Annotated in this window: 25 protein-coding genes; 6 read left to right on the forward strand and 19 right to left on the reverse strand. The window is 62.3% G+C overall.

Annotated elements, in window-relative coordinates:
- Positions 1-9: 9 nt before the first annotated feature.
- On the reverse strand, positions 10-609 hold the full coding sequence (locus RID42_04360; protein ID MEQ8246894.1) for a thiamine phosphate synthase: 600 nt from the start codon (positions 607-609) through the stop codon (positions 10-12).
- Between the two features lie 16 nt (positions 610-625).
- Between RID42_04360 and RID42_04365 the strand changes: the two genes are divergently transcribed.
- Entirely contained in the window at positions 626-1,330 is a 705-nt protein-coding gene (locus RID42_04365; protein ID MEQ8246895.1) for a YggS family pyridoxal phosphate-dependent enzyme, read from the forward strand.
- A gap of 13 nt (positions 1,331-1,343) precedes the next feature.
- Here the strand turns inward: RID42_04365 and RID42_04370 are convergent, their stop codons facing one another.
- From RID42_04370 to ribA, 3 genes are all read right to left on the reverse strand, one after another.
- Positions 1,344-1,853: a L,D-transpeptidase family protein gene (locus tag RID42_04370; GenBank protein MEQ8246896.1), complete on the reverse strand. Its 510-nt coding sequence runs from the start codon at positions 1,851-1,853 to the stop codon at positions 1,344-1,346.
- Between the two features lie 77 nt (positions 1,854-1,930).
- Positions 1,931-2,803, reverse strand: a complete 873-nt coding sequence (locus tag RID42_04375; GenBank protein MEQ8246897.1) for a hypothetical protein — start codon at positions 2,801-2,803, stop codon at positions 1,931-1,933.
- 188 nt (positions 2,804-2,991) lie between these two features.
- The gene (ribA, locus tag RID42_04380) at positions 2,992-4,098 is read right to left on the reverse strand and encodes a GTP cyclohydrolase II (GenBank protein MEQ8246898.1); all 1,107 of its coding nucleotides are present in this window, start codon (positions 4,096-4,098) and stop codon (positions 2,992-2,994) included.
- Positions 4,099-4,332: 234 nt separating this feature from the next.
- Between ribA and RID42_04385 the strand changes: the two genes are divergently transcribed.
- The 3 genes from RID42_04385 (at position 4,333) to RID42_04395 (ending at position 6,865) form a co-directional block, all read left to right on the forward strand.
- The gene (locus tag RID42_04385; protein MEQ8246899.1) at positions 4,333-5,025 is read left to right on the forward strand and encodes a response regulator transcription factor; all 693 of its coding nucleotides are present in this window, start codon (positions 4,333-4,335) and stop codon (positions 5,023-5,025) included.
- Positions 5,026-5,143: 118 nt separating this feature from the next.
- Positions 5,144-5,998 carry an MBL fold metallo-hydrolase gene (locus RID42_04390; GenBank protein MEQ8246900.1) on the forward strand — a complete coding sequence of 285 codons (855 nt, stop codon included), beginning with the start codon at positions 5,144-5,146 and terminating at the stop codon, positions 5,996-5,998.
- 39 nt (positions 5,999-6,037) lie between these two features.
- Positions 6,038-6,865 (forward strand): class I SAM-dependent methyltransferase, encoded by an 828-nt coding sequence (locus RID42_04395; protein ID MEQ8246901.1) that lies wholly within the window; start codon positions 6,038-6,040, stop codon positions 6,863-6,865.
- Position 6,866: 1 nt separating this feature from the next.
- Here RID42_04395 and RID42_04400 read toward each other — a convergent pair whose 3' ends face one another.
- From RID42_04400 to RID42_04450, 11 genes are all read right to left on the reverse strand, one after another.
- Entirely contained in the window at positions 6,867-8,036 is a 1,170-nt protein-coding gene (locus tag RID42_04400; GenBank protein MEQ8246902.1) for an ABC transporter permease, read from the reverse strand.
- Positions 8,033-9,058: an ABC transporter permease gene (locus RID42_04405; GenBank protein ID MEQ8246903.1), complete on the reverse strand. Its 1,026-nt coding sequence runs from the start codon at positions 9,056-9,058 to the stop codon at positions 8,033-8,035. Before RID42_04405 ends, RID42_04400 begins: the two co-directional genes overlap by 4 nt.
- Positions 9,059-9,076: 18 nt before the next feature.
- Positions 9,077-10,993, reverse strand: coding sequence for an ABC transporter substrate-binding protein (locus RID42_04410; protein MEQ8246904.1), 1,917 nt, complete (start codon positions 10,991-10,993; stop codon positions 9,077-9,079).
- Positions 10,990-12,876 carry an ABC transporter ATP-binding protein gene (locus tag RID42_04415; protein ID MEQ8246905.1) on the reverse strand — a complete coding sequence of 629 codons (1,887 nt, stop codon included), beginning with the start codon at positions 12,874-12,876 and terminating at the stop codon, positions 10,990-10,992. The genes RID42_04410 and RID42_04415 overlap by 4 nt, the downstream gene beginning before the upstream one ends.
- An 18-nt stretch (positions 12,877-12,894) precedes the next feature.
- Positions 12,895-13,146, reverse strand: coding sequence for a hypothetical protein (locus RID42_04420; protein ID MEQ8246906.1), 252 nt, complete (start codon positions 13,144-13,146; stop codon positions 12,895-12,897).
- A 224-nt stretch (positions 13,147-13,370) separates the two neighbouring features.
- On the reverse strand, positions 13,371-14,129 hold the full coding sequence (locus RID42_04425) for a polysaccharide deacetylase (GenBank protein MEQ8246907.1): 759 nt from the start codon (positions 14,127-14,129) through the stop codon (positions 13,371-13,373).
- Positions 14,126-15,289 carry a glycosyltransferase gene (locus RID42_04430; protein MEQ8246908.1) on the reverse strand — a complete coding sequence of 388 codons (1,164 nt, stop codon included), beginning with the start codon at positions 15,287-15,289 and terminating at the stop codon, positions 14,126-14,128. The genes RID42_04425 and RID42_04430 overlap by 4 nt, the downstream gene beginning before the upstream one ends.
- A complete protein-coding gene (locus RID42_04435; protein ID MEQ8246909.1) occupies positions 15,286-15,876 on the reverse strand; it encodes a histidine phosphatase family protein in 591 nt (196 codons plus the stop codon). The genes RID42_04430 and RID42_04435 overlap by 4 nt, the downstream gene beginning before the upstream one ends.
- Positions 15,873-17,003, reverse strand: a complete 1,131-nt coding sequence (locus RID42_04440; GenBank protein MEQ8246910.1) for a glycosyltransferase family 4 protein — start codon at positions 17,001-17,003, stop codon at positions 15,873-15,875. Before RID42_04440 ends, RID42_04435 begins: the two co-directional genes overlap by 4 nt.
- Position 17,004: 1 nt before the next feature.
- Positions 17,005-18,255, reverse strand: a complete 1,251-nt coding sequence (locus RID42_04445; GenBank protein MEQ8246911.1) for a glycosyltransferase family 4 protein — start codon at positions 18,253-18,255, stop codon at positions 17,005-17,007.
- A gap of 4 nt (positions 18,256-18,259) precedes the next feature.
- Positions 18,260-19,510 carry a glycosyltransferase gene (locus RID42_04450; protein ID MEQ8246912.1) on the reverse strand — a complete coding sequence of 417 codons (1,251 nt, stop codon included), beginning with the start codon at positions 19,508-19,510 and terminating at the stop codon, positions 18,260-18,262.
- A gap of 128 nt (positions 19,511-19,638) precedes the next feature.
- On the opposite strand from RID42_04450, the gene RID42_04455 reads away from it, so the two are divergent.
- Both RID42_04455 and RID42_04460 read left to right on the forward strand, forming a co-directional pair.
- On the forward strand, positions 19,639-22,326 hold the full coding sequence (locus RID42_04455) for an ABC transporter ATP-binding protein (protein ID MEQ8246913.1): 2,688 nt from the start codon (positions 19,639-19,641) through the stop codon (positions 22,324-22,326).
- An 11-nt stretch (positions 22,327-22,337) separates the two neighbouring features.
- Complete coding sequence (locus tag RID42_04460) at positions 22,338-22,796, forward strand: cyclic nucleotide-binding domain-containing protein (protein MEQ8246914.1); 459 nt, start codon at positions 22,338-22,340, stop codon at positions 22,794-22,796.
- Positions 22,797-22,803: 7 nt separating this feature from the next.
- On the opposite strand, the gene RID42_04465 is transcribed toward RID42_04460, so the two are convergent.
- The 4 genes from RID42_04465 to RID42_04480 all read right to left on the reverse strand — a co-directional run bounded on the left by RID42_04465 (position 22,804) and on the right by RID42_04480 (position 25,748).
- The gene (locus RID42_04465; protein ID MEQ8246915.1) at positions 22,804-23,595 is read right to left on the reverse strand and encodes an exodeoxyribonuclease III; all 792 of its coding nucleotides are present in this window, start codon (positions 23,593-23,595) and stop codon (positions 22,804-22,806) included.
- 9 nt (positions 23,596-23,604) lie between these two features.
- Entirely contained in the window at positions 23,605-24,228 is a 624-nt protein-coding gene (locus RID42_04470; protein MEQ8246916.1) for a hypothetical protein, read from the reverse strand.
- Positions 24,225-24,995 (reverse strand): gamma-glutamyl-gamma-aminobutyrate hydrolase family protein, encoded by a 771-nt coding sequence (locus RID42_04475; GenBank protein MEQ8246917.1) that lies wholly within the window; start codon positions 24,993-24,995, stop codon positions 24,225-24,227. Before RID42_04475 ends, RID42_04470 begins: the two co-directional genes overlap by 4 nt.
- 108 nt (positions 24,996-25,103) lie before the next feature.
- Positions 25,104-25,748 (reverse strand): outer membrane lipoprotein carrier protein LolA, encoded by a 645-nt coding sequence (locus tag RID42_04480; GenBank protein ID MEQ8246918.1) that lies wholly within the window; start codon positions 25,746-25,748, stop codon positions 25,104-25,106.

Raw genomic sequence — 25,748 nt, forward strand, 5'->3', positions numbered from 1 at the left:
CCCCCGCCGTCAGGACGTGAAGGCACCGACCGCGGCGATTCCGACCGCGCCGCTTCCGGTTAGCCGCCCGGCTGTCGTGGCTGTAACGCCCCCCAACGCATAGACCGGCACCGGACTGCGGCGAACCCACGCCGCGAACCGGTGGACGCCTAAATGTGGCGCGCCGGGATGGCTCGCCGTCGCAAACACGGGTGAGAGAAGAATCGCATCTACGCCCGCCCGATATGCGCCGATCAAGCCGGCCCAATCGTGGGCCGCCGCCGTGACGAGGAAGCCGTTGTGACGAAGACCGCTCGCGCGGGTCACGAGCCCTTGCGGAACATGTATGCCTTGGGCGCCGACCGCCCGCGCGAGCCGGGAATCCCCCCCGACAATCAAACGAATCCGTCGGGCTCGGCAGGCGACGGCCAGCGCGCGGGCCAATTCAACGCGATGCGGGGCATCGTAGTGGCGCAATAGGACCGCATCGCCTGGGCGCAGTTTGCCCAAGGCTGCAACTGGATCGGCAAGTCGTTGGCCATCGGTTACCAGGATCACCGCAGGCAAATCGTTGCGCTGGGCGCAGCGCAAATTGAGGCGGTCGGCGTGCTCTGTTAGGGTCGTTGGCATAGCGAAAGACCATAGCGTGACCCCTCCCCCCTCCGCCACGGCTGAGCCCGCGAGCGACAAAATTGCGGCCCGGCTGCAAAGCGTCCTTTCGCGTATTGCTAGCGCGGCAACGGCCGCCGGTCGCCCGCCACGGGATGTCCGCTTGATCGCGGTGAGCAAAACCCACGACGCGCCCTCTATCGCGCCGGTAATCGTGGCCGGTCAGCGCCTGTTCGGCGAAAACCGGGTGCAAGAAGCCGCAAGTAAGTGGCCGCCGCTGCGGGCCGCCCATCCCGACCTTGCGCTACATCTCATCGGACCGTTGCAAACTAACAAGGTGCGCGAGGCGGTGGCACTGTTCGACGTCATTCAGACGGTAGATCGACCCAAACTTGCCCGCATGATCGCCGAGGAATGTGCGCGCACGGGACGCTCGATCGAGTGCTTGATCCAGGTGAACACCGGCGAGGAACCCCAAAAAGGCGGAATTGCACCGACCGAGGCGCCGGCCCTCATCGATCAGTGCCGCGAAACCTTCGGGCTCACCGTTACAGGGTTGATGTGTATCCCGCCCCAGGACGAGGAACCCGCACCGCACTTCGCGTTGCTCGCGGACCTCGCCGCGCGGCACGGTCTTGCGCGGCTCTCGATGGGCATGAGCGCCGATTTTGAAGTTGCCATTGAATTTGGCGCTACCGACGTGCGGGTCGGTACCGCGATCTTCGGCACGCGGCCGGCATAGTCGTTCGGGCGTACTACGCCATTATGCAAATCTGAGTCTGCACGTCGCATTCGGCCAGCACGTCGAGCAGATCCGCGCGGGCCAAGGCGACGCACCCTTCGGTCGGTCCGTAATCAGGCGCGGCAACATGAAGGAAGATAGCGCTACCGCACCCTGGCACCACCGGCGAATCGTTGTGTCCAAGAACGACAATTACATCGTACAGCGAATCTGTGCGCCACAACCGCTCGGCGCTGCTGGGATAAGGGAGCGAAATTTGCTGATTGTAGGCGCCGTCGCCAGGGGCGTCGCACCACCCGGTATCCTCCGCGAGCGGCGCGACAGGTAGCCCGGTGACCGGTTCCGCAAGGCGATCGGCACGGAAAAGAACACGGCGCAGCGCAAAGCATCCAAGCGGCGATGCATGGTCGCCCTCGCGCTTGGTCGCCGCGATACCGGCCGCACCGACCGCGCAACGATAGGTCCGCCCGCGCCACTTCAAGGTGCCGGGCGGTCGAACCGACATAATGTTGGAATGGGCCATACTACGGACCAACGCGGGCAGGAAAATCGGGGCGGGCGCCGGCTCGGAAGCCGGTATTGAAACGGTCACGACCAAGTCTAATCCTCCACACGCGGACTACGCACATCTTGTATTGGCCCGGCCGCCTCGGCGGCCCGTTGGTAGGACCGGAAAATACTCGCAAGCTCAGCCGCCGAGTACTCGCCGGGTTTCCTGCCGTCGGGCCGTGTCGGACCGGAATCCGTCGAGGACGGCGGCGGCAACGCGGCTGTGAATAGATTGGGCTGCGCGCCACGAACCGAATGCGCCTGGGTTACCGCAGCGACCTCGTTGCGCGGCTTTCCCCGCGCGGCGGCGAGATCGCCGCGTAATGCGGCAAGCGCATCGGCGTTGGCCGAAGCCGGCATCGCACCTTCCGGCGGTACCGCCCGCAAATCGCGCGCGAGCGCGGCGAGCGCCCCTAGATTTCCACCGCCCTTGGTCGTGTCGTCGGGGGTCGCGATCGGCGCAGCCCGTGCTCCCGGTTCATTCGCAGCGGCAATAGCGGCAATCGTGTCGGCGCTTTGGTTGCCCGATGACGGATTTGCCGAGGCGATCTGCACACTGTCGGCAGGCGGGTTGCGCCCCGGCAACATCGCCAGCATGTGGCCGCCGACATCGCGGCCGGTCGCGCCCTCGACAACGGTATTGAAAAGTCCGGACAGAAACCCGATCGGCCCACCGAAGAGGCCACCGCCAGCGATGCGCGACGCTGGGCTGATGGTGTCTCCGGTCAGCGCACGGTAGACCGTTGAGACACCAGGGATGTGCTGGAGCGGATTGATCGTGTCGAGAAGGTCGCCGAAACGCATCCCGTCCTCGCCCCAAAATCCACCCTGGTCCTTAGGAGGGCGAGCGGAATCCGAAGCGAAATCGGAAAACCGCGCGGCGGGATCGATGGTGGGATCGGAAATGGAGGGTGTGAGGCTCATGACTGAACCCACCCAAGCAATCTCCGCGCCATCCTGAAGCGCCGTTTTCCGCCGATGTTGGGCGCGGCGCGGCGGCGCGAACGGCCGGCCGAGGCACAAACTGCCACGGCTCGACCGTCAGATTTGCCGGGCGGAAATTGTTAGGGTTTACAGGCTCTTAACGAGGTCGGACCGGAACGTCCGGCACCCTACAACCGGTGCCCATGTTGAGCCTTGGTCTCGAGGTAGCGACGGTTGTGGTTATTGGGCGGGAACGCGTGCGCCACGCGCTCGACCACATCGATCCCGAGACGCGCGAGCCCCTGAACCTTGTCGGGATTGTTGGTCAGCAGACGAATCCGTTTGAAGCCTAAATGGCGCAGCATTTCTGCCGCCGGTTGGAAGATCCGCTCGTCGTCTTCGAACCCGAGCCGGCGATTGGCCTCCATCGTGTCGTACCCTTGGTCCTGCAACGCATAGGCGCGCAGTTTATTGATTAGCCCGATCCCGCGGCCCTCTTGGGCGAGATAAAGCAAGACACCGGCACCGGCCTCGTGCATCAGGCGAATCGATCCCCGAAGTTGATCGCCGCAGTCGCAGCGCAAGCTGGCCAGCAGATCGCCGGTAAAGCACTCCGAATGCAGCCGCACGAGAACCGGATCGTCGGTATGGGGCGTTCCAACAACGATCGCGACGTGTTCGATCCCGGAATCGGCGGGTCGAAAGGCAACGATGCGAGTCGATTCGGACTCTGCGAGCGGGACTTGGGCGCGCGAGATCGGCGTCAATGTCTGGGCCGCGACAAGTTCAAATGCGGCGATAGCATCGGCGTCGGCCACCAAAAGATCGTAGTCGTTCGCCCAAGTTGCCGGGTCCATATCCTTCGGCAAAGGCGCTAGGACGGCCGCTGGCAACAGGCGCGCGCGTTTGCACAGGGTGAGGGCGGCGTCTGCCGGGCCCGGCGGCGACGGATCGACCCGGAAGGGCCCCCGTAACGGATGGTCGAGGTCGCTCGTAGGATCGGCGATGCTACGCAGGCTCGCGATGTCGAGGTGGGGCGACAGCCTCAATATGACCGCCGAGTAGCCGGTCGGGGCAATATTTAACACCGAGGCCCGCTGGTCGGTAATCGCTAGGCGGTCCGGGACCAAGCCGATGTCGCGCAACGCCATAAGCCCGTCTCCGGCGAATTCCGTCGCGACGATCGCCAGAGCCTGGCCGCCCTGTCGGATGACAACGGGGCATCCCCGGCGCAGTTCCGCAATCGCGCGGATAACCGCGCGGTGGGCACGTGCTGAGGGGCGTTTTGTATCCAAGCTGTATCGCCTCCGGTGGCGACGCATTCTACAACGCGGTGAGAGGGGCCGGTGACGTCGCGAAAAACCCGCCCATAGATCGGGCATTCGATCCGAGTAAACAAGTCGTGTAGCGGGGCGGGAATCCTGGAACCGGCCCGCGCGAACCCCTAAGTCCCAGAGACCGCCCATTTTTTGGAGGGATTGGGAATGTTAGAATTACAGGAAACACGTTCTTCTGCAGGGATTAAACATATGACGGTGAGCAAGCGCATCCTTCTCGTAGACGATGACGAGCCCCTGCGCGATGCCCTCGCCGAACAATTGACCCTCCACGAAGAGTTCGACGTCATTCCCAGCGGCACCGGTCACGACGCAATCGAGAAGGCAAAATCCGAGACCTTCGACATGATTCTCCTGGATGTCGGGCTGCCTGACATCGACGGGCGCGAGGTCTGCCGCTTGATGCGGCGCGAAAACGTCACTGTCCCGATCATCATGCTGACAGGAGCAGACAGCGATTCCGACCAGATTCTGGGCCTGGACTCCGGCGCCAACGACTATGTCACCAAGCCGTTTCGGCTCGGGATCCTGCTAGCCCGCATCCGGGCGCAACTGCGCCAACACGAACAAAGCGAGGATGCAACCTTTGCGATCGGCCCCTACAGTTTTCGCCCGGCGGCCAAGATGCTTCTGCTCGACGGCGATAAAAAAGCCAAGGTGCGCCTCACCGAGAAAGAAACCGCGATCCTCAAGTACCTCTGCCGGATCGGTAACAAGGTGGTCCAACGCGACGTTCTGCTGTCCGAAGTGTGGGGTTACAACGCCGGTGTGACCACCCATACACTGGAAACGCACATCTACCGGTTGCGTCAGAAGATCGAAGCGGACCCTTCGAGCGCGACGCTGCTGGTCACCGAACCGGGCGGATACCGGTTGAACGCCTAAACAGGCTTATATATCAGTCTGTTATAGGGGCCCACACGCCGCTGCCGGCGGGCAATTGGGCCTTTTCATTCACAGGTCCGTAAGCGAGAATGCCGGGCGTTTCTCGGGAGTCCCGATTTTGTCTGGTAACGACTTTTTTGTCCGGTTTTGGGGCGTGCGCGGCAGCGTTGCATGCTCAGCGCCGGACATCATGAAATATGGCGGTAACACGTCCACGCTAGAAATCTGGTGCGGCGACAACCTGTTGATGTTCGACGCGGGAACGGGCTTGCGTTACCTCGGTAATAGCCTTGTGGGTAAAAAGAATCTCAAGGCGAGCCTGTATCTAACGCATACGCATTTCGATCATGTATGCGGCCTCCCGTTTTTCCGACCGGCGTTCCTGCCGACCAACGAATTCGAAATTTGGGCCGGTCATCTTCTGCCCAAACACACGATTCGTTATGCGCTGACCGAATTGATGATGGCGCCGTTGTTCCCGGTGCCGCTGGAAATCTTTCAGTGCAAGCTGTCGTTTCACGATTTCGAGGCAGGGAGCACGCTCCATCCCTATCCGGATGTCGAGGTCCAAACCTGCGTCCTCAATCATCCCAACGGGGCGACCGGCTACCGGGTGAACTACCAGGGAAAATCGATTTGCTATTTGACCGACACGGAACACACCCCGGGCCAACCCGACGAAAACATTCTGAAGTTGATCGAGGGCGCCGACTTGGTGGTTTACGACGGGATGTACTCGGATGAGGAATACAAGAACCGCGTCGGTTGGGGGCACTCGAGCTGGCAAGAAGGCGCGCGGCTGTGCGATATGGCAAACGTCAAACAATACTGTGTCTTCCACCACGACCCCGATCACAGCGACGACTATATGGATGGCATTGCCAAACAGGTCGACGCGCTACGGCCGGGCTCCATCGTTGCCCGCGAGACCATGATCTTGCGCCCGGGCAATCCGGAACCGTCGTTCGCATAATTCGCGTGCGCGCTGCCCGGCACATCCGCTAGGGCCGCGATGAACCTGCGTCATTTGTGGTTCGGTCTATCGACGGTCACAGGTCTTGGCCGTCGCGGCTTTTTCATTCCCTACCGCTACGCCGAATCGGTCGCACCGCGTCAATCGGTCTACGACGCGATTGCCGAACGCTTTGCTACGTACGAATCCGAATTTTCCCGAACCCTCGAAACGATCGAAGACGTGGCGGCGGCGCTCATTGCATTGAATGGACCGGCACCGGCGCCGCGGTGGCAACAAGATTGGTTTCCCCGGGCCGACGGCGCTGCGGCGTATGCCTTGGTTCGCCGACACCAACCGGCGCGTATCGTCGAAGTCGGATCGGGACATTCGACTAGGTTTCTTGCGCAGGCCATCGCCGACGGCGGATTCCCTTGCGCTTTTACGGCGATCGACCCCGCACCGCGTGCGGCGATCGATTCGCTCCCGATCGATGTCCAACGCCGCACCGTTCAGCGCGTCGACACCGATGTGTTCGCGGCGCTCGTGGCGGGCGACGTGCTGTTTATCGATTCGAGCCACATCATGATGCCCGGGACCGACGTCGACGTGCTTTTCAACCGCGTTTTGCCGGGCCTGCCGGCGGGAGTCCTTGTCCATATCCACGATGTCTTCTTGCCCGACGACTATCCGTCGACGTGGCAATGGCGCGGCTATAACGAACAACTCGCCGTGGCAGCGTTGCTTCAGGGCGGGCGTTTCTCGCCGATGTGGTCTAGTCGTTATGTAGCGACCCGCATGCAGGACGCGGTGGCGGCGAGTGTGTTAGCGCGGTTGCCGTTACCACCGGGCGCGGTCGAGAGCAGTCTTTGGCTGCGGACCGAATAGATTATTTGTAGGGATCGGCGGCGTCGCGTAGACCGTCGCCGAAGAAGTTCAAGGCGAGCACCGTGATGATCACCGGGATCACCGGAATCATCAGCCACGGATGAAGCGCGACGACATTGATGTTCTGGGCTTCGTTCAAGAGAACGCCCCAACTGGTGATCGGTGGCCGTAACCCCAATCCCAGGAACGACAACGCCGTCTCGCCCAGGATCATCGACGGGATCGACAACGTGGCTGAAGCGATCAGGTGGCTCATGAAACTCGGCAGAAGGTGGCGACCGATCACCCGTTTCGGACTAGCGCCCAGGAGGACGGCCGCCGTCGCGAAGTCTTCTTCGCGCAGCGCAAGCAGTTTGGAACGAACCGCGCGCGCCAATCCTGTCCAATCGATCAACCCGAGAATGATCGTTATACCGAAGTAGATAAGAATCGGACTCCAGGTGACAGGTAGCGCCGCAGACAGCGCCATCCACAACGGAAGTTCCGGGAACGATCGAATGATTTCGATAGTGCGTTGGACCAGGCTGTCGACCCAGCCGCCGTAGTAGCCGGCGAGGCCGCCAAGGATAATACCCAGCAGGAAACTGATGGTAATCCCGATCAAGCCGACGGTGAGCGATATGCGCGTGCCGTAAACGATGCGCGAGAACATGTCGCGCCCGAGCCGGTCGGTGCCCAGAAGGAAGAAGGTGCCGCCCTTAGCAGGGCAGACAAAATGGAAGCTGCCCTCGATCTGGCCCCAGAACTTGTAGGTATCGCCACTGCAAAAAAAGCGCAGCCGATAGACCTTGTCCGGATTCGGCGTGTATTCGCGTTGAAGCGTTTCGAGGTTGAGTTTTTGATCGTAGCCGTAGACGAAGGGGCCGACGAATTTGCCTTCGTGGAAGAGATGAATGCCCTGCGGCGGCGCGAAAATGTGGCGCCGATCGCGGAAGTTGAGTTCGTAGGGGGCGAGGAATTCGCTGATCAAAATCGAGGCGTAGAGCGCGAGCAAGATCACGCCCGATACCACGGCGAGTTTGTGGCGAAGGAGCTTCCACCACATCATTTTCCATTGCGAGGCCATGAAGAAACGCTCCTGTTCGGGCGTCATGGTCTCGACGGAATCGGGGTCGAACGGCGCGCGGCTGACGAAGTGTTCGAGCGGCTTGTCGGCGGAACGGTCGCTCATCGGGTACCACTCGCGCCAAGGCGGATACGGGGGTCAAGAAATGCCAGGGCGACATCGGACAGAAACATGCCGATGACGGTCAGCAACGCCAGACCCATCAGAAACGAACCGGCCAGAAACTGATCTTGCGATTCCAACGCCTGGAGCAACATCGGGCCGGTGGTCGGTAGCGACAGCACCACCGAAACGATGGCAGCGCCGGACACGACCTGCGGTAGAAGGTTACCGATGTCAGCGATAAACGGATTGAGGGACATCCGCAGCGGGTACTTCACCAGGAGGCGAAACCGCCCCAACCCCTTGGCCCGTCCCGTCGTCACATATTGTTTCTGCAATTCGTCCAGCAGGTTCGCGCGCAATCGTCGAATCATGCCCGCCGTGCCCGAGGTCCCGATGACGACAACCGGTACCCAGAGGTGTTCTAGAACCGATAGGAACTTGCCGAAACTCCATGGCTGATCGAGGTACTGGTCGTCCATCAGGCCGCCGATCTCGGTCCCGAACCACACGTTCGCGAGGTAAAGCAACACAAGCGCCAGCAGGAAATTGGGTGTAGCGAGCCCGAGGAACCCGATGAACGTTAAACTATGGTCGCCCCAACTGTACTGATGCGTCGCGGAATAGACGCCGATCGGGAACGACACCAGCCAGGTAAAGATGATCGTCGCGAAGGATACGATGACCGACAACCAGAGACGGTCGCCGACCACAGCGGTCACCGGCAGGTCGAACTCGAACGAATGACCCATGTCGCCCTGGAGCATGCCGGAAAACCCGTCCGGACCGGGCCAGACGCCTAACCAAACCAGGTACTGCTCCATGAACGAACGATCCAAGCCGTACTGGGCGCGCAGGAATTGAATGCGCTCGGCGGCCGCACTGTCGCCTTGGGACTGTAGTTCCATAAGCCGGTTCGATAGAAAATCGCCGGGCGGCAGCTGGATGATGACAAAGACGAGGAAGCTGATCACCAACAGGGTTGGGATCATGATCAGCAGGCGTTGTACCAAATAGGTGAACATCGAGGGCGCCTTGCCTGCCTACCTGTCGAACCAGAACGTGTCGGGACGATAGATCCCGAAGTGGGCGCCGGGATCCCAGTTAAAAATTCCTTCCTTCGGAACGTTACGCAAACCATTGCGTACGACGATCGGCTGTTTGACGCCCGAGACGATTCCGATGGTGAAGACTTGATCGGCATGGATCTCGAGCATCTTGTGCCAGATCGCTTCGCGCGCTTCACGCGACTCCGCGTCGAGCCACTCTTGGTGCAGCGCATTGAGTTGCGCCACTTCGGGCATATCGACAGCCTCGCCGCTGTTGCCTTTGGTCTCGTAGTATTGCCCCCACTGGGGCCACTGGTACTGATGCTGCGAGGTGACCGCGAGTTCGCGCGGCTCGAAACTTGGCGTCGGTACGCCGTTTTCCCACCCGGTCCAAACGGCCATCTGGGTTTGGCCGGCAAAGATACGGTTGCGGAAAACTTCGCGCTGCGAGGGCTTGCTGAAGAGTTTGACCCCGATATCCGCCCAGGACTCCGTAATCAATTGCAGGACGTCGGTTTCCTCGGTGCTTTCGCCGGCGGTTTCGATGACGATCTCGATCGGTCGTCCGTCCGGCAGGAGGCGGGTCCCTTCGCTGTTACGTTCGGTCAGGCCCATTGCGTCGAGCAACTCGTCGGCCTGGTCGGGATCGAACGTCGCCCACTTCAACTGGTACTCTTCTTTGAAGAGGGGGCTATCGGGGAGGACGGTATTATTGCCCTCGAAGGCCAGCCCAAAGTACAGCGCTTCGTTGATCAAACTGCGGTCGATGGCGAGCGAGAGCGCGCGGCGAAACCGAACGTCGCGAAACAGCGCACGCCACTCGGGGTCGTCGATATTGAGGTTCGGGAACAGCGCGACGTGCGAACCCTTAGCTTCTCGCCACAGGTAGGTTTCGTAGTCGTTGCGCTCCTCGCCCTGCTTCAGGAAGGGAAAGTTATTGAAGAAGATCGCGCGCGCTTGGAGATCGACTTCACCCGACCCCGCCTTTGCCGGGATCAACTGCGCCGACGCCTGGCTCATGTAAATGCGATCGACATAGGGGAGCTGCCGACCGGCGCTATCGACGCGGTGGTAGTAAGGATTGCGCACCGCCTCGAACCGGTTCGCCGGCGGTCGGGTGATGTTCATCCAGGGTTGCAAGGTCGGCAGATCGGGGTTGTCGAACTGGTAGAGATTGTCGACGCGGTTGTGCTGGGACGCCCAGCTCCGCGCGCCGCCTGCATTGGTCTCCAACTCCTCGGGCGTCGCATACTTGATGTGGTATTTCTTGAGAAAGGCCGACGGTCGGTAGATGAAAAGTGGCGACGCGCCGGCAAGTCGCGCAAGGAACGAGGGATTGGGACCGGTCCAACTGTAGCGGACCGTGGTCTCGTCGATCACCTCGAAGGTCGGCGCTGCCCCATCGACCAGCATGTCGACCGGCGGGCCGGACGGGGACAATTCGGCGTTGTTGGCGACATCTTTCCACCAATAGCGGAAATCCTCGGCGGTAAACGGGTCGCCGCTCGACCACTTGTGGCCCTTGCGCAGGTGCAAGGTGAAGATTCGGTCGTCCTCGACATCGACGGCGCGGAGCAAATCCGGCTCGAGCTCCAAGTGCTCGTTGTATCCGACCAGACGCGCGTAGCCGTAGACGACGAGCAGGCGGACATCGCGCGCTCGCCCTACCAGCGTCTTGATCTCGCCGCCGTGGCGCCCGATCCGCTTGTCGCCGGAAAATTCGACGATCGACGGTTCAACAGGCGCGCGCATCTCGACCGGCGGCAGGGTGCCCTCGCGGACCGCGTCGCGGAACATGGGGGTTTCGACCAGATTGACCGCCGCGGCGGGGCTCGGCGCGAGCCCGGCGGTAAGTACCAGGGCCGCCGAAGCGCCAAGGATGGAGCGAAAAAAGCCAAGATGTCGGCTCATGCGCGCAAGTCCTCCATTGCGAGGGTTTGGTCGACGGACCTAACGAAATGACCGTCACCTAAATCGACCATATGAGACGGGTTTGACCCGTTCAAGGCATAGGGCTCTGGCCAGGCGCGCGGGTCCGATGCCTGGCTTTCCCGGAGCGCGCGAAAGTCCAGGCGCCGGTCCGGGTTGGGGTCAGGCACCGCTGAGAGCAGGGCCTTGGTGTAGGGGTGCACCGGGTTGGCGAAAAAATTCTCGCGCGGCGCACTTTCGACGATGTGGCCCGCGCACATGACGACGACGTGGTCTGCGATGTAGTCGATCACGGCAAGATTGTGCGAGATGAACAGATAGGTGAGGCCGAGTTCCTGTTGGAGATCTTTAAGCAGGTTGAGCACCTGGGCCTGAATCGAGACGTCGAGCGCCGACACCGGCTCGTCGCAAATCAATAAGTCGGGCTGCAGTGCCAAGGCCCGGGCAATGCCGATCCGCTGACGTTGACCGCCGGAGAAGGAGTGCGGATAGCGCCGCAGATACGGCACCGGTAGCCCGACTAACGTCATTAGCTCGCGCACCCGTTCCATGCGCTCCTCGGGATCGCCGATCTTATGAATCACCAGCGGTTCACTGATGATGTCGAACACGGTCATGCGCGGATTAAGCGAGCTGTAGGGGTCTTGAAAGATGTACTGCACACGCCGGCGGTAGTTGAGAAGGTCCGGCCCGCGCAGCTTGAGAACGTCGACCGCGGTCCCGCGATTGTTAAACAGAATTTCGCCGCTATCGGCCATCAGCGCGCGCATGATCATTTTGCTTGTTGTCGTCTTGCCGCAACCCGATTCGCCGACCAAGCCGACGCAGGTGCCAAGGGGCACGTCGAAGCTGACATTGTCCACCGCGACCACCGAGCCGGCGTCGCTGCCGCCGAACAACGATTTCTTACGAATTTGGAACGTCTTCTTGAGGTTGCGCACGCTCAACAGCGGGGCATCTGTCGCGCTGCCCTCGGGCCAGGGATCGCGTGTTTTCAAGAGGCTGCCGGCTTCGGTTTTGATTTCGCGAATCGGCACCAGACGTTCGTCGTGGGCCATGCCGAACCGCGGCACGGCCTTCAGCAAAGCTTTGAGATAGGGATGCTGCGCCTGGCGGAAAATGTGATCCAGGGTGCCCTGTTCCATCACCTGGCCGTGGTACATGACCACGATTTCATCGGCCATGTTGGCGACGACGCCGAGGTCGTGGGTGATCATCAGGATCGCCATACGAAGCTGCTCCTGGAGATCCTTCATCAGTTGAAGAATCTGGCCCTGGATCGTGACGTCCAGGGCCGTGGTCGGCTCGTCGGCAATCAACATGGCCGGCCGGCAAATCAATGCCATCGCGATCATCGCGCGTTGGCGCAGGCCGCCGGAAAGCTCGAACGGATAGGTCTTCACTGCTTGAGCCGCGTTCGGAAAGCCCACCATGTTGAGCATTTCACGGGTTGCGTCGATCCCTTCGGCCCGCGTCGCTGTGTTGTGGAGCAGGAATGCTTCGCTGATCTGATCGCCCACCGTGTGCAGCGGCGATAGCGACGTCATCGGTTCCTGGAAGATGATCGAAATGCGCCCGCCGCGCAGTTTTCGAATTTCAGGCTCTTTGAGCTTAACGATGTCGACGAAACTTTGTGGTTTGTCGGGATCGAAGAAAACGATTTCGCCGTCGGTGATCCGTCCGGCCTTCGGCAGGATACCCATGATCGACTGCGAGACCACGGATTTGCCCGAACCCGATTCGCCGACCAGCGCGACGGTCTTTCCCTGCGGCACCCGAAACGAAACGCCTCGCACGGCTTCGATACGCCCTTCGGGCGCCATGAAGTCGACGTTTAGATTACGAACGAGGAGAACGTTACCCATGTACTTACCGCTGTTTCATCAAAGTATCGAAATACCCATGGCGTCGAAATTCTCCCGACTGGCTGGGCTGAGGTCGATCTGTCGGTAGCGCGCCACGTCCGCCACCTGGCGCGCGATGTCCTCGAAGCCTGCTATCGACGAATCGATCACAACCGACGAACCGGGGCTGCTGAGCTTAAGGCTCATCCACCCGCGTTCGTGATCGCGACGCGTTGAGTAGTATCTAAGCTGTATCCGCTCCACTTCCTCCCAATCGAACCCGGTGGCCATTAGCCCCCGCGTTCGCACTCCCTTATCGGACAGTTCTATGACCCGCGTGTGGCGGATTGCCGTCCTGATCGCAAAAACTACAAATAACGCCGTCAGTACCGAAAAAACATAGAGCCAGAAACGCGAAAGATCATCCAAGAATAGTGGGCCGGCGCAGATTATCAGGCCTACGGCGGCTTTGGCGTCGTCAATGACCAGAGCGCGGGTCGGGTATCGGTACCGTTTCACCCGGTCGCCGCCAGTGCGTCGTCAACCGAGAGCCAGCGCACCTTCGTCGCAGTCTCTTCGAACAGCGTTTCCAAAAAAGCCCAGGCCGCCGGATCGTGAACCGCGTGATGGGTCAGAATTCCGATCGACCGGGCCACCTTCCCCTGTTGCCGCAACGCCGCCAGTCGATCCCGCAGCAACCCAACGACCTCTCTGTCGCCGGCATAACCGCGGTCACCGCGCCAGTCGATTATGTCGATTTCAACGTCGATGACTGTGATGCCCGTCACCGGCGGGTGTCCTGGGGGGGCCTTGGTGGAGAGGGCGCGGTAGCCGGCGGCGGCAAGCGCTGCGGTGGCCCGGGCACCGATTCGGTTCCACGGCGGCACGAAAACCGGCCTGCTGGCGTCACCGAATGCGGCGGCGACCCGATCCAACCCCTGACGCAGCTCGGATGCCATTGCCACGGCGTCACGGTGATCGCCAAACTCAGCTTTCTTCGCCCCCGCCGGCGCATGGTTTGTATGGGTAAAGCCGTGCGGCACGGCGGAAATGTCGGCGGCGTATCCCGAGACCCAGTCGGCGAACCCCGGCGCGAGCGATCCTGGAACGACCGCGAGACAAAGGGGAATGTGGCGATCCGCGCAGAGCGTAAGCAATGTGTCGAGCGCCGGCACCGGCCCGGTGGCGTCGTCGTCGCGCAACCAAAGCGCCGGGGCGGTGGACCATCGGCCCAACTCGTCGCGCAGGGCCTGCCAGGGATCGGGGTCGGTCACGCCCACGGTACAGCGTCGGCCCAGCCCGCGATCAACGTGGCGGTGACGTTTGCCCCGTCGGTGTCGATCGTCGTGTTGGCGGGCGGCGGTTGGCGCCACGCGTTGTCGACCGCCTGGGCAAGCGTTTCCGGGGTCAAGGCGCCCTCGGCCAGGACCTGGATCGGGGTCCGCTGGGCGAGTTCGCGGGCCCGCAAGGTCTGTTCTGTTTCCGCACCACCGGCATAGGGAACGATCACTGCCCGCGTTCCGGCCTCGAGAACTTCCATTACCGTGTTGTAACCGCCCTGGCTGATCGACAAGGCGGCGTTGGTGATCAGCGCGGTGAAATCCGGCCGGGCGCGTTCGACGATAACGCCCGGTCCGGCGTGGGCGGCAAGGGCATCGAACGCGCTTGGATCGACACTGACCCCGACCAAGATGCGCCAGGTGCGATCCCGAAGGGTGCTTAACGGACGCGCTGCAATCGCCGTGCGCAGCAGATCGGCGCCCACGGCGCCCCCGCCCGCGGAAACAAGGACCTCATCGCGTCCTTGGCCGGTGTTGATCGCGCCGCGCCCGGTGCGATCGACGACATAGCCGGTGTAGTGCAGCTTGTCGCGAATCCGCTCGGCCAGGGGAAACGTTCGGTCGAAGGGGATCAAGCGCGCGTCGCCGTGGACGAGAACCCGGTCGAAATAGCGCTCCACCCGGTCCAGCATTTCTTCGTTGCGTTCGGGTTTGTCCTGCGCAACGAGAATGTCGCGCACCGAGGAGACGACGACCGGGCGCCGAGCGCTCGCGACCGCGTGGTGCAGCACGGGTTCTATTTCGAATCGCATTTGCCGGCGACCGAACGGGAACAGTTCGAACATCAAAACGTGAGCGTCGGCGGCGCGGTAGGCCTCGAACAGTGCGTCGGCACGCCGCTGCTTCCAGTCGGTGTCGATCGGACGGTCGTCCTCGTCCACGAGTTGCTTGAAGAAAAGGTCGGTGGCGCGGGTCGATGGCAGCTGCACCAGATGGGCTGCGCCGATATTGAGACCGGGAATGTCGTTGCCGCCGGAGACGACCGTGACCGCGAGCCCTTTCTCTTCCAGCGCCCTGGCAATCGTCGCGGCCCGCTTTAGGTGACCGATTCCGAGCAGGTGCTGGACATAAAAGAAGACCCGGCGCGCGCTCATCGCGAATCTGCCGACAGGGGAATGTTCATCTGGCGCACCCTAACGGTTCCGGGCGCGATATCGAACAGGTGGGCCGCTGCGCGGTGCAGTTTTATCGGCGGCTTGCCAACCATCGACCAGCCAAACGCGGTTGCCATCACGACCCTGATCACGCCGAGGTGGGTGACCGCTACGGCCGCCTCGTCGCGCGCGGCGAGCTCTTCGATCCAGGGCCGGATTCGGGCCAGCACCTCGCGCGGCGATTCGCCGCCGTCGGGGCGGAAGTCAAAACCTCGGTCTTCGTTCTCAGTCATTTTAACGCCGTGGGTCGCGCGCAGATCGGCGATCGTCCGGCCTTCCCAACTGCCCCAGGACATTTCGATCAGGCGCGGCTCGACCTGGCTCCCACCACACAGCAAGGCGGCGGTCTCCTGCGCGCGCTCGAGCGGGCTTGCATAGACCGATAGTCCTTCGAGGCCGGTGGGCAAACGCCACTGCGCCACCGCCGCGCGGCCCGCGTCGTCGAGGGGGACATCGGTCCGGCCTTGCGTACGTTTTTGTGCATTCCAAGTTGTCGGGCCGTGACGAATCAGCGCCAGCAAAGTCATGGCGGGCCCTGGTGCAGGGGGGCTAGAAGGTCGCGAAGGCGCGTGGCGGCGGGCTGCAAAGACCGCGCATGAGCGACGAATGCCGCGGCTTCGCGCGCCATCGTCGCCCGGAGGGCCGCGTCCTTGAGGAGCTGTTTGGTCATCACCGCGAGGCCCCTGGCGTTGCGGGGTGGCCCAAGGAGACCGGTCACCCCGTCTTCGACAACGTCGGGGACGCCGCGCTCATTCCCGCCGACGACCGGGCACCCGGCGGCCTGGGCTTCAAGAAACGCCATGCCGAAAGCCTCGTCGACCGCGGGCCACAGATAGACGTCGGCGGCGGCATAAAAGGGCGGCAGATCCTCGGGGGCGCAGGCGCCAACAAACCGGACCCGGTCATTCCAAGGTGCCAGCGCGGCCTTAATTTCTGCCGCTGCCGGTCCGTCGCCGACAATAAGATATCCGAAATCGCTCGGTCCGATCTCGGCGAGGATCTGGGCAATCACCCGGTAGGAGTCCCGCTTGGCATCCTCCCGCATCATCGCGACGGTCAGGAGCCAGGGGGTGCCGGGGTCGAGGGCGTAGTCGGTTGCGAGACGTTCCCGCCAGGCCTGTCGCTGCGCTGCCGCAGCGGCGTAGGGGGTGTGGTCGATAAAGGGGGGAAAGAACACATTGCGCTGGGGCACCCGAATCAAAGGGGTAATGCAGTTCATGTCGAGCCGCGTCGGGCTGAGGATCAAGTCAGCGGCGGCAATGGCCGCGCCGGTCGCGTCGTGGCCGAGCGCCCAGGGACCGTTCGCGCGCTTGGGCGCATGGGAAGCCTCCGCGATGACGTAGGGGATCGCCAAGGCTTTGCACACGGCTGGGCCGATCCAGTCGGGTGCCTTGTAATAGACATGGTAGGTGAACCACAGATCGGGGGGATCGTTGCGCCAGGCCGCGATCAGCCGCTCGGCCTCGCGTGCGGCTGCCTGTCGGCATGCAGGAGTCCCACCTGGGTCGCGGGTCCACGTGCGTAGATCGGAGGCGACCGTCGCCGTGTAGCCGGCTTGGCCAAGCGCCGCCAAGAACAGCCGTGCGATGCTGCGGTCGCCGGAGGGGACCGCGTGGCCGGGAGGCTTCATCGGTGCATAGAACGCGGCGCGCATATTACTCGGCGGCAAGGCGGCGGCGCAGCCCGAAGCGCTCGGCAAGGACGGCGAGACCCGGATCGATCCCAAACTGGGTTCGTACGCGCCGTTCGCCCGCCGCGCCGAGCCGTACCCGCAACGTCGGATCGCTGATTAACTCGACCAGCGCATCGGCCAGCGCCTGGGGGCGGTCGGGGGGAACCAAGCGCCCGGTTTCGCGGTCGGCGATGAGCTCGGGAATCGCGGCGGTATCGCTGGCGATACAAGCCAGACCCTGGCTTTGGGCTTCCATGAGGACGTTGGGCAGGCCGTCGCGGTCGCCGCTCTGCGCCACGCGGCTGGCCAACACGAAGAGATCGGCCTCGCGGTACAGCTGCAGCACATCGGCTTGGGCGAGGGCGCCGCGGAAATCGACATGGTCGGCGACATGCAGGTCGCGGGCGAGGCCGCGCAACGCAGCGGACAGTGCGCCGCCACCGACGTGGACAAAGCGCCAATGCACCGTCGCCGGGATTCGCGCCAGCGCCTGGAGCAAGATGTCATATCCTTTTTTCTCAACGGCGCGGCCGACCGACAGAATCACCACGGGATTGTAGGGGTCGCTGCCATCGTTCATCGCGCGGCTGCCGGGCGCCGGCGGGAAACGCTCGAGGTCGAGACCGTGATAGGACAGCGCGACTCTGCCCACCGGCGCCAGCCCCGCAAGATGGTCGCGGTGCCCCGCTGTGCAAGTGACGACCCAGTCGGCATCGGCCAGCTTCTCGCGTTTCTCCCAAGTTGGAATGGTCCAGATGTCCTTTGCGTGGGCGGAGAAGGAAAACGGTAGACCGCGCATGACCGCGGCGTAACGCGCGACCGAGCCGGGTGTGTGCATGAAGTGGGCATGCAACCGCACGATGGTCGTGGGTGCCTCGGTAGCCAGAACCAGTGCCTGGCCGAAACGGCGTATGCGGTTGGGCGTCGCGTCGCGGCGAAGGTCGCGCCACCACAGACGCTGCGCCGCGCGGTAGCCCGGCAGCTTGCGCGCCGCACGCCATCCGCGCAAAACGCGCAGCGGTTCCTGGTAGAGGTATTCTGGGAGGTACAGCACGGGTGCGCGGATTTCGCGGTGAATCGGGTGGGTCGCCGGGTCGGTCGGCCGGCGCAGCGAGACGATGCGGATGTCGAGGCCGCGCGCTTCAAGGGCGCGAATCTCCTGGGCGATGAAGGTCTCGGAAAGTCTGGGATATCCCTTGAGAACGAATGCGACCGGGCCGGTCACCGAAGCCACGGGGTCACGCCTGGCGGGGAATCTGATCGTCGTTTGCGGCCGTGGCCACATCGGTCACCCAGGGCTGAATTAGGCGGTTGACGTTTTCCAGGCCTTCCAGGAGACCGGGCACCACGACGTCCGACGGGCATTTTTGCCGTGGCAGCGCGCGAATAGCGGCGGCCATGATCTTGGGGTCCAGCGTTCCGGTGGCTTCGAGCATCCGGATCAGGCCGAGTTCCTGTGCGCGCGAAGCGCGAATGTACTGCTCCATGCGCGGTTCGGTGCGCGGCACGACGATCGCGCGTTTATCGAGCGAGAGGATTTCGCAAAACGTGTTGTAGCCGCCCATAGCGATAATCCCGGCGGCATTCGCTTCCAGCGATTCCATCTGCGGGTCAAAGGTGATTGCCTCGACCCGCTTTAACTTGGAGGCTCGCCGCTTGAAGTCGTCCTGGCGTTCGGGCTGCATGAATGGCCCCAACACCAAAAGCGCCGGGTAGGGCAACAACGGATCGCTTTCGTAGGCGCGCAACACCCACTCGATGAGTTCCTCGCCGTCGCCGCCGCCACCGGTTGTCACCAGAAGGTAGGGTTCTTTGGTCACCTCGGGCGCCGCCCGCGGCAATGCCGTCTGTGGGACGTTGCGGCGCAGGTAACCGGTATAGGTCATCTTGTCGGCGACGCTGCGGGGCATCGGCAGATCGGCCAACGGCTCACAGATCTGCGGCAAACCGTAGATCCAGATTTCGTCATAGAGACGGCGCAGCGCGGGCATCGCGTTCTTGCGCTGCCATTCTGGGGCAAGCAGCGTCGGCGAGTCCATCACGTCGCGCAGGCCGAGCACCAAGCGGGTGCCGCGCTCCTTGAGCATTTCAAGAGTTTCGGTCACCTCGCCGCGCAGACCCAAAGGTTCCTTGTCGACGATGAAGACATCGGGGTCGAAAATATCCGCGGTGTGGCGGATGATCGACGAGCGCATCGATAGCGTTTTCTCGAGGTCGATGTCGAGGTTCAACGTCGTGTATTCGCCGTTGCGCAATTTGATGACGCCTGGCACTCGGACGAAATCAACCCGCGCGCGAAAATCGAAACTCCCGATAATGGGCGACCCCGACAGGATCAAGACCGAGAGGTGCTCGTACTCGCGGACCAACGAATGGGCGATCGCGCGACATCGCCGCAAATGACCCAGGCCCATGGTGTCGTGGCTGTAGATCAGGACGCGGGCGCTGGCCCCGTCTCCGTCCCGCCGCTTGGTTTCCTCTCGTCGCATGGCCGGGACTATGGCATAGCCGCAAAGGCTGGCCCAAACGCAAATTTTGTCTATGCTGCCGAAGCTTAGACAAAGTGTAGGAACGGTGCCCGCGGTGGGGGGCGGTACCGGGCGGGGCGAGCGCGTTCATGGAACATAGTATTTTCAAGTACATCCTGCGCTACAGCGCGCGGCAACAGCTCAACTTGACCATGCTGGCCGCCATTTCTTTCCCCTTTGTGTACGCTTTCTATGAGTTGCCCAAGCTCATCATCAACAAAGCGATCCAGGCAAACCCGGAGGACTTCCCACGCCCGTTTGAGTTGTTTGGGTTCGACCTGAGCGCAATCGGAATCCCCGACGTCGGCCAACTGCCTTGGTTGTTTTCGCTGTGCGGACTGTTCTTGGTGCTGGTTCTAATCAACCAGGGCTTCAAGTACGTCATCAACGTTTACAAGGGATTGACCGGCGAGCGGATGCTGCGGCGGTTGCGCTACGACCTCTACAGCCGGGTCCTACGCTTCCCCAAGAGCACTTTCCGGAACATGTCCCAGGGCGAGATCATCCCGATGATCACGGCCGAGGTCGAGCCGCTTGGCGGCTTTATCGGCGATGCCTATTCGCAGCCCGCGTTCCAGGGCGGCCAACTGCTGGTCATTCTAGGGTTCCTGTTTGCCCAGGACTGGCGGATGGCGGCGGCGGCGGTCGCTCTGTACCCGTTGCAGCTCTATATCATTCCCAAGCTCCAGCGCCGGGTGAATCTGCTTGGCAAGGAACGTGTCCGCTTGGTGCGTCAGCTTTCCGATCGGATCGGCGAAACGGTGAACGGCGTCGAGGACATCCATGTCCACGATACGTCGCGCCGCGAACGTGCGGAGTTCTCGCGCCGGTTGGGGGCGATCTTCACGGTTCGCTACAAGATCTACCGGCAAAAATTCGTCATCAAATTTCTCAATAACTTTATCCAGCAGCTCGGACCGTTCTTTTTCTACTCGATCGGTGGCTACCTCGCGATCAACGGTCAACTTGAGGTCGGAACCCTGGTGGCGGCGATCACGGCGCACAAGGATCTCGCCGCACCTTGGAAGGAATTGCTGAACTACTACCAACAGCAGGCTGATGCGCGGATCAAATACGAGGTGGTGATCTCGCAGTTCGAACCGGCCGGTCTGCTCGACGCCGAAATGCAAGACCGCGAACCGGAGACGGTCGAGCCTCTGCGGGGCGACGCGGCATTGGTCAATGTCACACTGTATGACGATCAGGAAACCGCGGTCGTCGATAGCGCCAACCTGAAGTTCAGTCTAGGCGAGCGATTGGCGCTCGTCGGTTCGCCGGGCAGCGGGCGCGAAGATGTCGCCATGCTGCTAGCGCGCTTGGTCTTACCTTCATCGGGATCGATCACCGTCGGCGGGACCGACTTGGCGACTGCACCCGAAGCCGTTGTCGGCCGGCGTATGGCCTATGTCGGCCCCGGTGGGTTCGTCTTTGCCGCAACGGTCGGCGACAACCTGTATTACGGGCTGCGGCATCGGCAGCTCGGGGAAAACAAAGACGAAGAGGCTGCGCGGACGCATGAAGCGGCGATGGCCGAGGCCGAAGCGTCCGGCAATGCCGTCGACGACATGGGCGCGGAGTGGACCGACTACGCGGCGGCGGGGACCGACGGTGCAGAAACCTTGGCCGAGCGCGCCCTCGATGTCCTCGATATGGTTGAACTGACGAGCGACGTCTATCAGTTCGGTCTGCGCGGCTTGATCGACCCGACATCCGAACCCGAAATCGCCGCGGCGGTGTTGCGCGCACGCATTCGACTTCGCGAACGGCTCGATGCGGACGAAACCGCGGGGCACCTCGTCGAACGCTTCGATCTAGCCCTCTACAACCGCAACGCGACGGTGGGCGAGAACCTGCTGTTCGGCAATCCGGTCGGGGATGCGTTCAACATGGACCGGTTGGGCGAGAACCCTTACGTGCTTGAGGTATTGGATAAGGCGGGCTTGACCGAGCGGATGCTTCAAACCGGCCATCAAGTTGCCGCGACGATGGTCGAACTCTTCGCCGACCTGCCGCCCGACCACGAATTCTTCCAGCAGTTCAGCTTTATTTCGTCGGAAGATTTGCCGGTCTATCAGGCCATTCTGGGCCGCGTCGGCAAGGATCACCTCGACCAACTCAAGCCCGACGAGCGATCGCGGCTTCTGTCTTTGCCGTTCCTCTTAATCCCGGCGCGCCATCGCCTAGGTGTTGTGAACGAGGATTTTCAAGCGCTGGTTCTCGAGGCGCGCAAGATGTTCTCGGAGAACATGCCGGACGACCTCCGCGGCAAGATCGAATTTTACGAAGCTGACAACTACATTGCCGCGAGCAACCTGCAGGACAATATTTTGTTCGGTAAGGTTTCCTACGGTGAGGCCGAGGCCGCGTCGCGGGTCGGCCAGTTGCTTTCCGACGTGATTGCCGAGACCGGCCTGCGCGAGACGGTGGTGCGGGTGGGTCTCAATTTCCATGTTGGAATTGGGGGGACGCGGCTGACCCCGGCCCAACGGCAAAAGTTGATTCTAGCCCGTTCGGTGATCAAACGCCCGGATCTCCTGGTCGTAGCCGACGGTCTCGCATCGGTCGATCCGGGGACCCTAGGGCGGATCGCCGGCCGGGTCACCAAGGAGTTCGAAGGGCGCGGATTGGTTTGGCTGGTACAGTCGGCTGAAATGGCGGCGCTGTTCGATCGTGTGGTGGTGATGAGAAGCGGTAAGATGGTTAAGTCAGGGACCTACGAGGAGCTCGATGCCTCGGGCGACGGTTTTGCCAAACTCATCGACGATAAAGTTTCTTAGGGGAGAAACGTGTGAGTCTGAACGAAGAAGTCGAACTGCTGCGCAACGTGCCGCTGTTCGCGAATCTGGAACCGTCCAAATTGAAACTCTTGGCGTTCACCAGTGAGCGTCTGACGTTCCGCAAAGATCAGGACCTGTGCAGTGAAGGCGACATGGGCGATGCGGCATTCATCATTATCGATGGCGAATGCGACGTCCTGATCTCGACTGCTGCTGAGACGATGACATCGGTCGCGAAGGCGAAGAAACACGATTTCGTCGGCGAAATTGCGATCCTGTGCGACGTCCCACGAACCGCGACGGTCCGTGCGCTCACCGACGTAACGGTGCTCCGCATCTCTAAAGAGCTTTTCTTCCGGTTGGTGCGTGAGTTTCCCGAGATGGCGGTGCAGATCATGCGCGAACTAGCCGCGCGCGTCGAACGCACGAACTCGCAACTGGCCCGTGCGCTAGGGCGCGCGTCGAACTGATCGCGGCCTAGAGAGACAGATCCACCAATACCGGTACGTGGTCGGATGGGTTCTTCCAGCCGCGAACGCGGTGCGCGACTTCCATCGATACAAGCGATGGGTGTAGAGCGCCGTTGATCCAGATGTGGTCGAGGCGCCGGCCTTTATTGGCACGGCGCCAATCGGCGGCGCGGTAGCTCCACCAAGTATAGAGTTGCTGGTCCGCGGGAACGATATGCCGCATCGCATCCACCCAGCCATGGGCGGCGAAAGCGCGGTCGAAGTGTTCGACTTCGACCGGCGTATGCGACACGATTCGCAGCAACTGTTTATGCGACCACACGTCGGTCTCGAGCGGCGCGACGTTGAGATCGCCGACCAACACACGCGGACGTGCGTCGAGCGTGGCGCCCCAGGTTTCCAGTTCGCGGTAGAATCTCAGTTTCTCGTCGAACTTCGGGTTGACGGCAGGGTCGGGAACATCGCCACCGGCGGGAATGTAGAAGTTATGTAGTTCCACGCCGCCCGGAAGTGTCGCAAAGACATGGCGGGCATCGGCGCTGTCGCACCATTGCCGTGTCCCGACGTCGGCCAACGGTACCCGCGAAACGATGGCGACGCCGTGGTAACCCTTTTGACCGTGGATCGCGAAGTGGGTGTAGCCGAGATCTTCGAAGCCGGCGCGTGGAAAGCTTTCGTTCACGACTTTGGTTTCTTGAAAACACATGACGTCGGGTTTCCAAGTACGCGCAAAGCGCCGGGCGAGACTCAACCGGTGACGGATCGAATTGATGTTCCAGGTGGCAATGCGCAGCGCCATTAGCGCCGCTCAGAAGATCGAGAAAGTGGTGCCAACGACACCAAAGGGGAGGCGCCCGGCTTCGAAAAGCCGGAACTTCAGGGCAAACGCATGATCGTCGTCGGCGCCCGCAGCCAGGACGAGGGCCGCTTGGTAGGCGCCAGCGACACCCCAACCGGCGGCGGCATTAAGAAACGAGTCTTCGTCGGAATCGGGCTGGAAGCCCGCGTCGATTGCGACGTTGCTGATCGCCTCCACCGCGGCGCCAGCGCATTGTCCGGAGACATGGTTCAGCGCATTGGCCAATTCGGTTTCGTGTATGTGCCCCAGGGCCTGGGTGATCAGACCGGCCTTAAGTTGTTCCTCAGCCTCCCACCAATCGCTGTTCCAGTTCGGATTCTCGGCAACCTCTACCGCCTCTGCCCAGGTCGGTACTTGGGCGACAGCGGCGTCGGGGAAGCCGGCGGCGGCAAGGTAGGCGCTCGCCGCAGCCCGATCGTCCGGGCTCAATGGCTCGCCGACGCGGCTGAACCAGGGGATATCGACGACCGTGCGGACGAATCGCGCCATGATGGTCAGCCGCTGAATCTGCTGGTCGAGAACGACGTCGTAGGCCTCCTCGTCCTCGTCTTCATCGCGGTCGTCGGTGTTCATGGCGTCCCTCCGCGGCGGCGTTCGGTTCTCTCTCGCGCGGCGTCGCCGAAGGCCTCGAATAGCGCGCGGTAGAACGGGTCTTGTTCGGCGCGGAACTCGGGATGCCATTGGACGCCGACAGCAAAGGCCCGCGCCGCATTGACGGTGAGCGCCTCGATCGTGGTGTCGGGTGCGGTCGCTTCGACCGTCGTGCCGGGTGCTGGTCGGTCAATTCCCTGTCCGTGCAGGGAATTGACGCCGGCGGTGTCGCGGCCGGCGAGGGACTGGAGCAGGCCCTCGGCCCGCAGTTGGATGTCGTGGCAGTGGCCCATCTGCGCCTCCATCGGTTTCGTCCGGTCGCGTCGGTGGTCGATGCGCCCGGGCACCTCATGGAGGAACTGGTGCAGCGTGCCGCCGAGCGCGACATTGAACTCTTGGAAGCCGCGGCAGATAGCGAAGACCGGGACTCCAGCGTCGATCGCGGCCCGGATCAGCGGCAACGTCGTCGAATCGCGGTGGGGATCGTGGAGATCGCCGTCGCGCGCGGGCGCACCCTCGTAATGGTGCGGTTCGATATTCGAGGCACCGCCGGTCAACAACAACCCGTCGAGGTGACCCACAATGTCGGCGACGTCGATGTCGTCGCCCAACGAGGGAATTACCATCGGATGACATTGGGCCACCCGCGCCACGGCAACCGCGTTCGATTGGCCAACGGCATGCAGCGGGAAATGGCGAACGTTCATGACGCTGGCTGGAATTCCCACGACGGGTCTACGTGCGGTCATCAAAAGGATCCTGCTGGAAAGCCGGTTCGGACGTTCTCAAAGGGGGGCGGAACTACCCCTGATACAAAGGCATTAGACGCCCCCTTTCAAGCGCGTCCGGCGCTTTGCCTAGCGGTTTGGGTCCGAATTGCGGAACGGATTGGGGTCGTCAAAGCGAAACAGCGCTTCATCCAGGTCCAGGTTCGTGCGCATTTCCGACAGGGCAACGGTGGTTTTCTTGCCCTGGGCATCGACGACGCGCCATTGCCGTAGGGCTAGGGGCGCATCGCTGAAGATCAGCGTTACTTCGCCCTCGCCGGGATTTTCCGGATCGACAATGGCGACGCTGATCACACCGGGGTCGCGCTGGATGCGGGTGACTTCGATGTCCTTGTTGGTGAACGAGAACTGGTCCGCTACCAGAAACGCCAGGGGGGTCGCCGACAGCGGCAGGTAGGTGACTTGGTCCAACTCGGCATCGTAGAAAATCAAGGTTCGGCCCGTGGCGACGATCAGAATCGGCGAGGGCGGCGTGTACTCGAACCGCAACTGCCCCGGCCGCCGCAAATAAAAATCGCCGGCGACGATTGCGCCGGTTTCGCTGAACTGAACGAAGCGGGCGTGCATGGACCGGATGTCGTTCAAGTACCGTTCTATTCGCTCCAACGCCTGGCGTTGATCTTCGGTCGGCACGATTGCCGCCGTGGCAATACCCGCCGACAGGCAAACGAAGAGGAACGCCGGAGCCAACCAGCGGAGAGGACGAACGGTCAT

This window comes from Alphaproteobacteria bacterium (assembly GCA_040216735.1).
Lineage (GTDB): Bacteria > Pseudomonadota > Alphaproteobacteria > SHVP01 > SHVP01 > CALJDF01.

Coding starts and splice junctions, on each gene's coding strand:
- RID42_04465 (MEQ8246915.1), bottom strand. CDS start 23,595: ATGGCGCTGCGCATTGCCACCTGGAACATCAATTCGATCCGTCACCGG.
- RID42_04470 (MEQ8246916.1), bottom strand. CDS start 24,228: ATGAACACCGACGACCGCGATGAAGACGAGGACGAGGAGGCCTACGAC.
- RID42_04410 (MEQ8246904.1), bottom strand. CDS start 10,993: ATGAGCCGACATCTTGGCTTTTTTCGCTCCATCCTTGGCGCTTCGGCG.
- RID42_04430 (MEQ8246908.1), bottom strand. CDS start 15,289: ATGAGCGCGCGCCGGGTCTTCTTTTATGTCCAGCACCTGCTCGGAATC.
- RID42_04420 (MEQ8246906.1), bottom strand. CDS start 13,146: ATGGCCACCGGGTTCGATTGGGAGGAAGTGGAGCGGATACAGCTTAGA.
- RID42_04385 (MEQ8246899.1), top strand. CDS start 4,333: ATGACGGTGAGCAAGCGCATCCTTCTCGTAGACGATGACGAGCCCCTG.
- RID42_04480 (MEQ8246918.1), bottom strand. CDS start 25,748: ATGACCGTTCGTCCTCTCCGCTGGTTGGCTCCGGCGTTCCTCTTCGTT.
- RID42_04405 (MEQ8246903.1), bottom strand. CDS start 9,058: ATGTTCACCTATTTGGTACAACGCCTGCTGATCATGATCCCAACCCTG.
- RID42_04435 (MEQ8246909.1), bottom strand. CDS start 15,876: ATGACTTTGCTGGCGCTGATTCGTCACGGCCCGACAACTTGGAATGCA.
- RID42_04360 (MEQ8246894.1), bottom strand. CDS start 609: ATGCCAACGACCCTAACAGAGCACGCCGACCGCCTCAATTTGCGCTGC.
- RID42_04440 (MEQ8246910.1), bottom strand. CDS start 17,003: ATGCGCGCCGCGTTCTATGCACCGATGAAGCCTCCCGGCCACGCGGTC.
- RID42_04400 (MEQ8246902.1), bottom strand. CDS start 8,036: ATGAGCGACCGTTCCGCCGACAAGCCGCTCGAACACTTCGTCAGCCGC.
- RID42_04455 (MEQ8246913.1), top strand. CDS start 19,639: ATGGAACATAGTATTTTCAAGTACATCCTGCGCTACAGCGCGCGGCAA.
- RID42_04375 (MEQ8246897.1), bottom strand. CDS start 2,803: ATGAGCCTCACACCCTCCATTTCCGATCCCACCATCGATCCCGCCGCG.
- RID42_04475 (MEQ8246917.1), bottom strand. CDS start 24,995: ATGACCGCACGTAGACCCGTCGTGGGAATTCCAGCCAGCGTCATGAAC.
- RID42_04450 (MEQ8246912.1), bottom strand. CDS start 19,510: ATGCGACGAGAGGAAACCAAGCGGCGGGACGGAGACGGGGCCAGCGCC.
- RID42_04370 (MEQ8246896.1), bottom strand. CDS start 1,853: ATGGCCCATTCCAACATTATGTCGGTTCGACCGCCCGGCACCTTGAAG.
- RID42_04415 (MEQ8246905.1), bottom strand. CDS start 12,876: ATGGGTAACGTTCTCCTCGTTCGTAATCTAAACGTCGACTTCATGGCG.
- RID42_04395 (MEQ8246901.1), top strand. CDS start 6,038: ATGAACCTGCGTCATTTGTGGTTCGGTCTATCGACGGTCACAGGTCTT.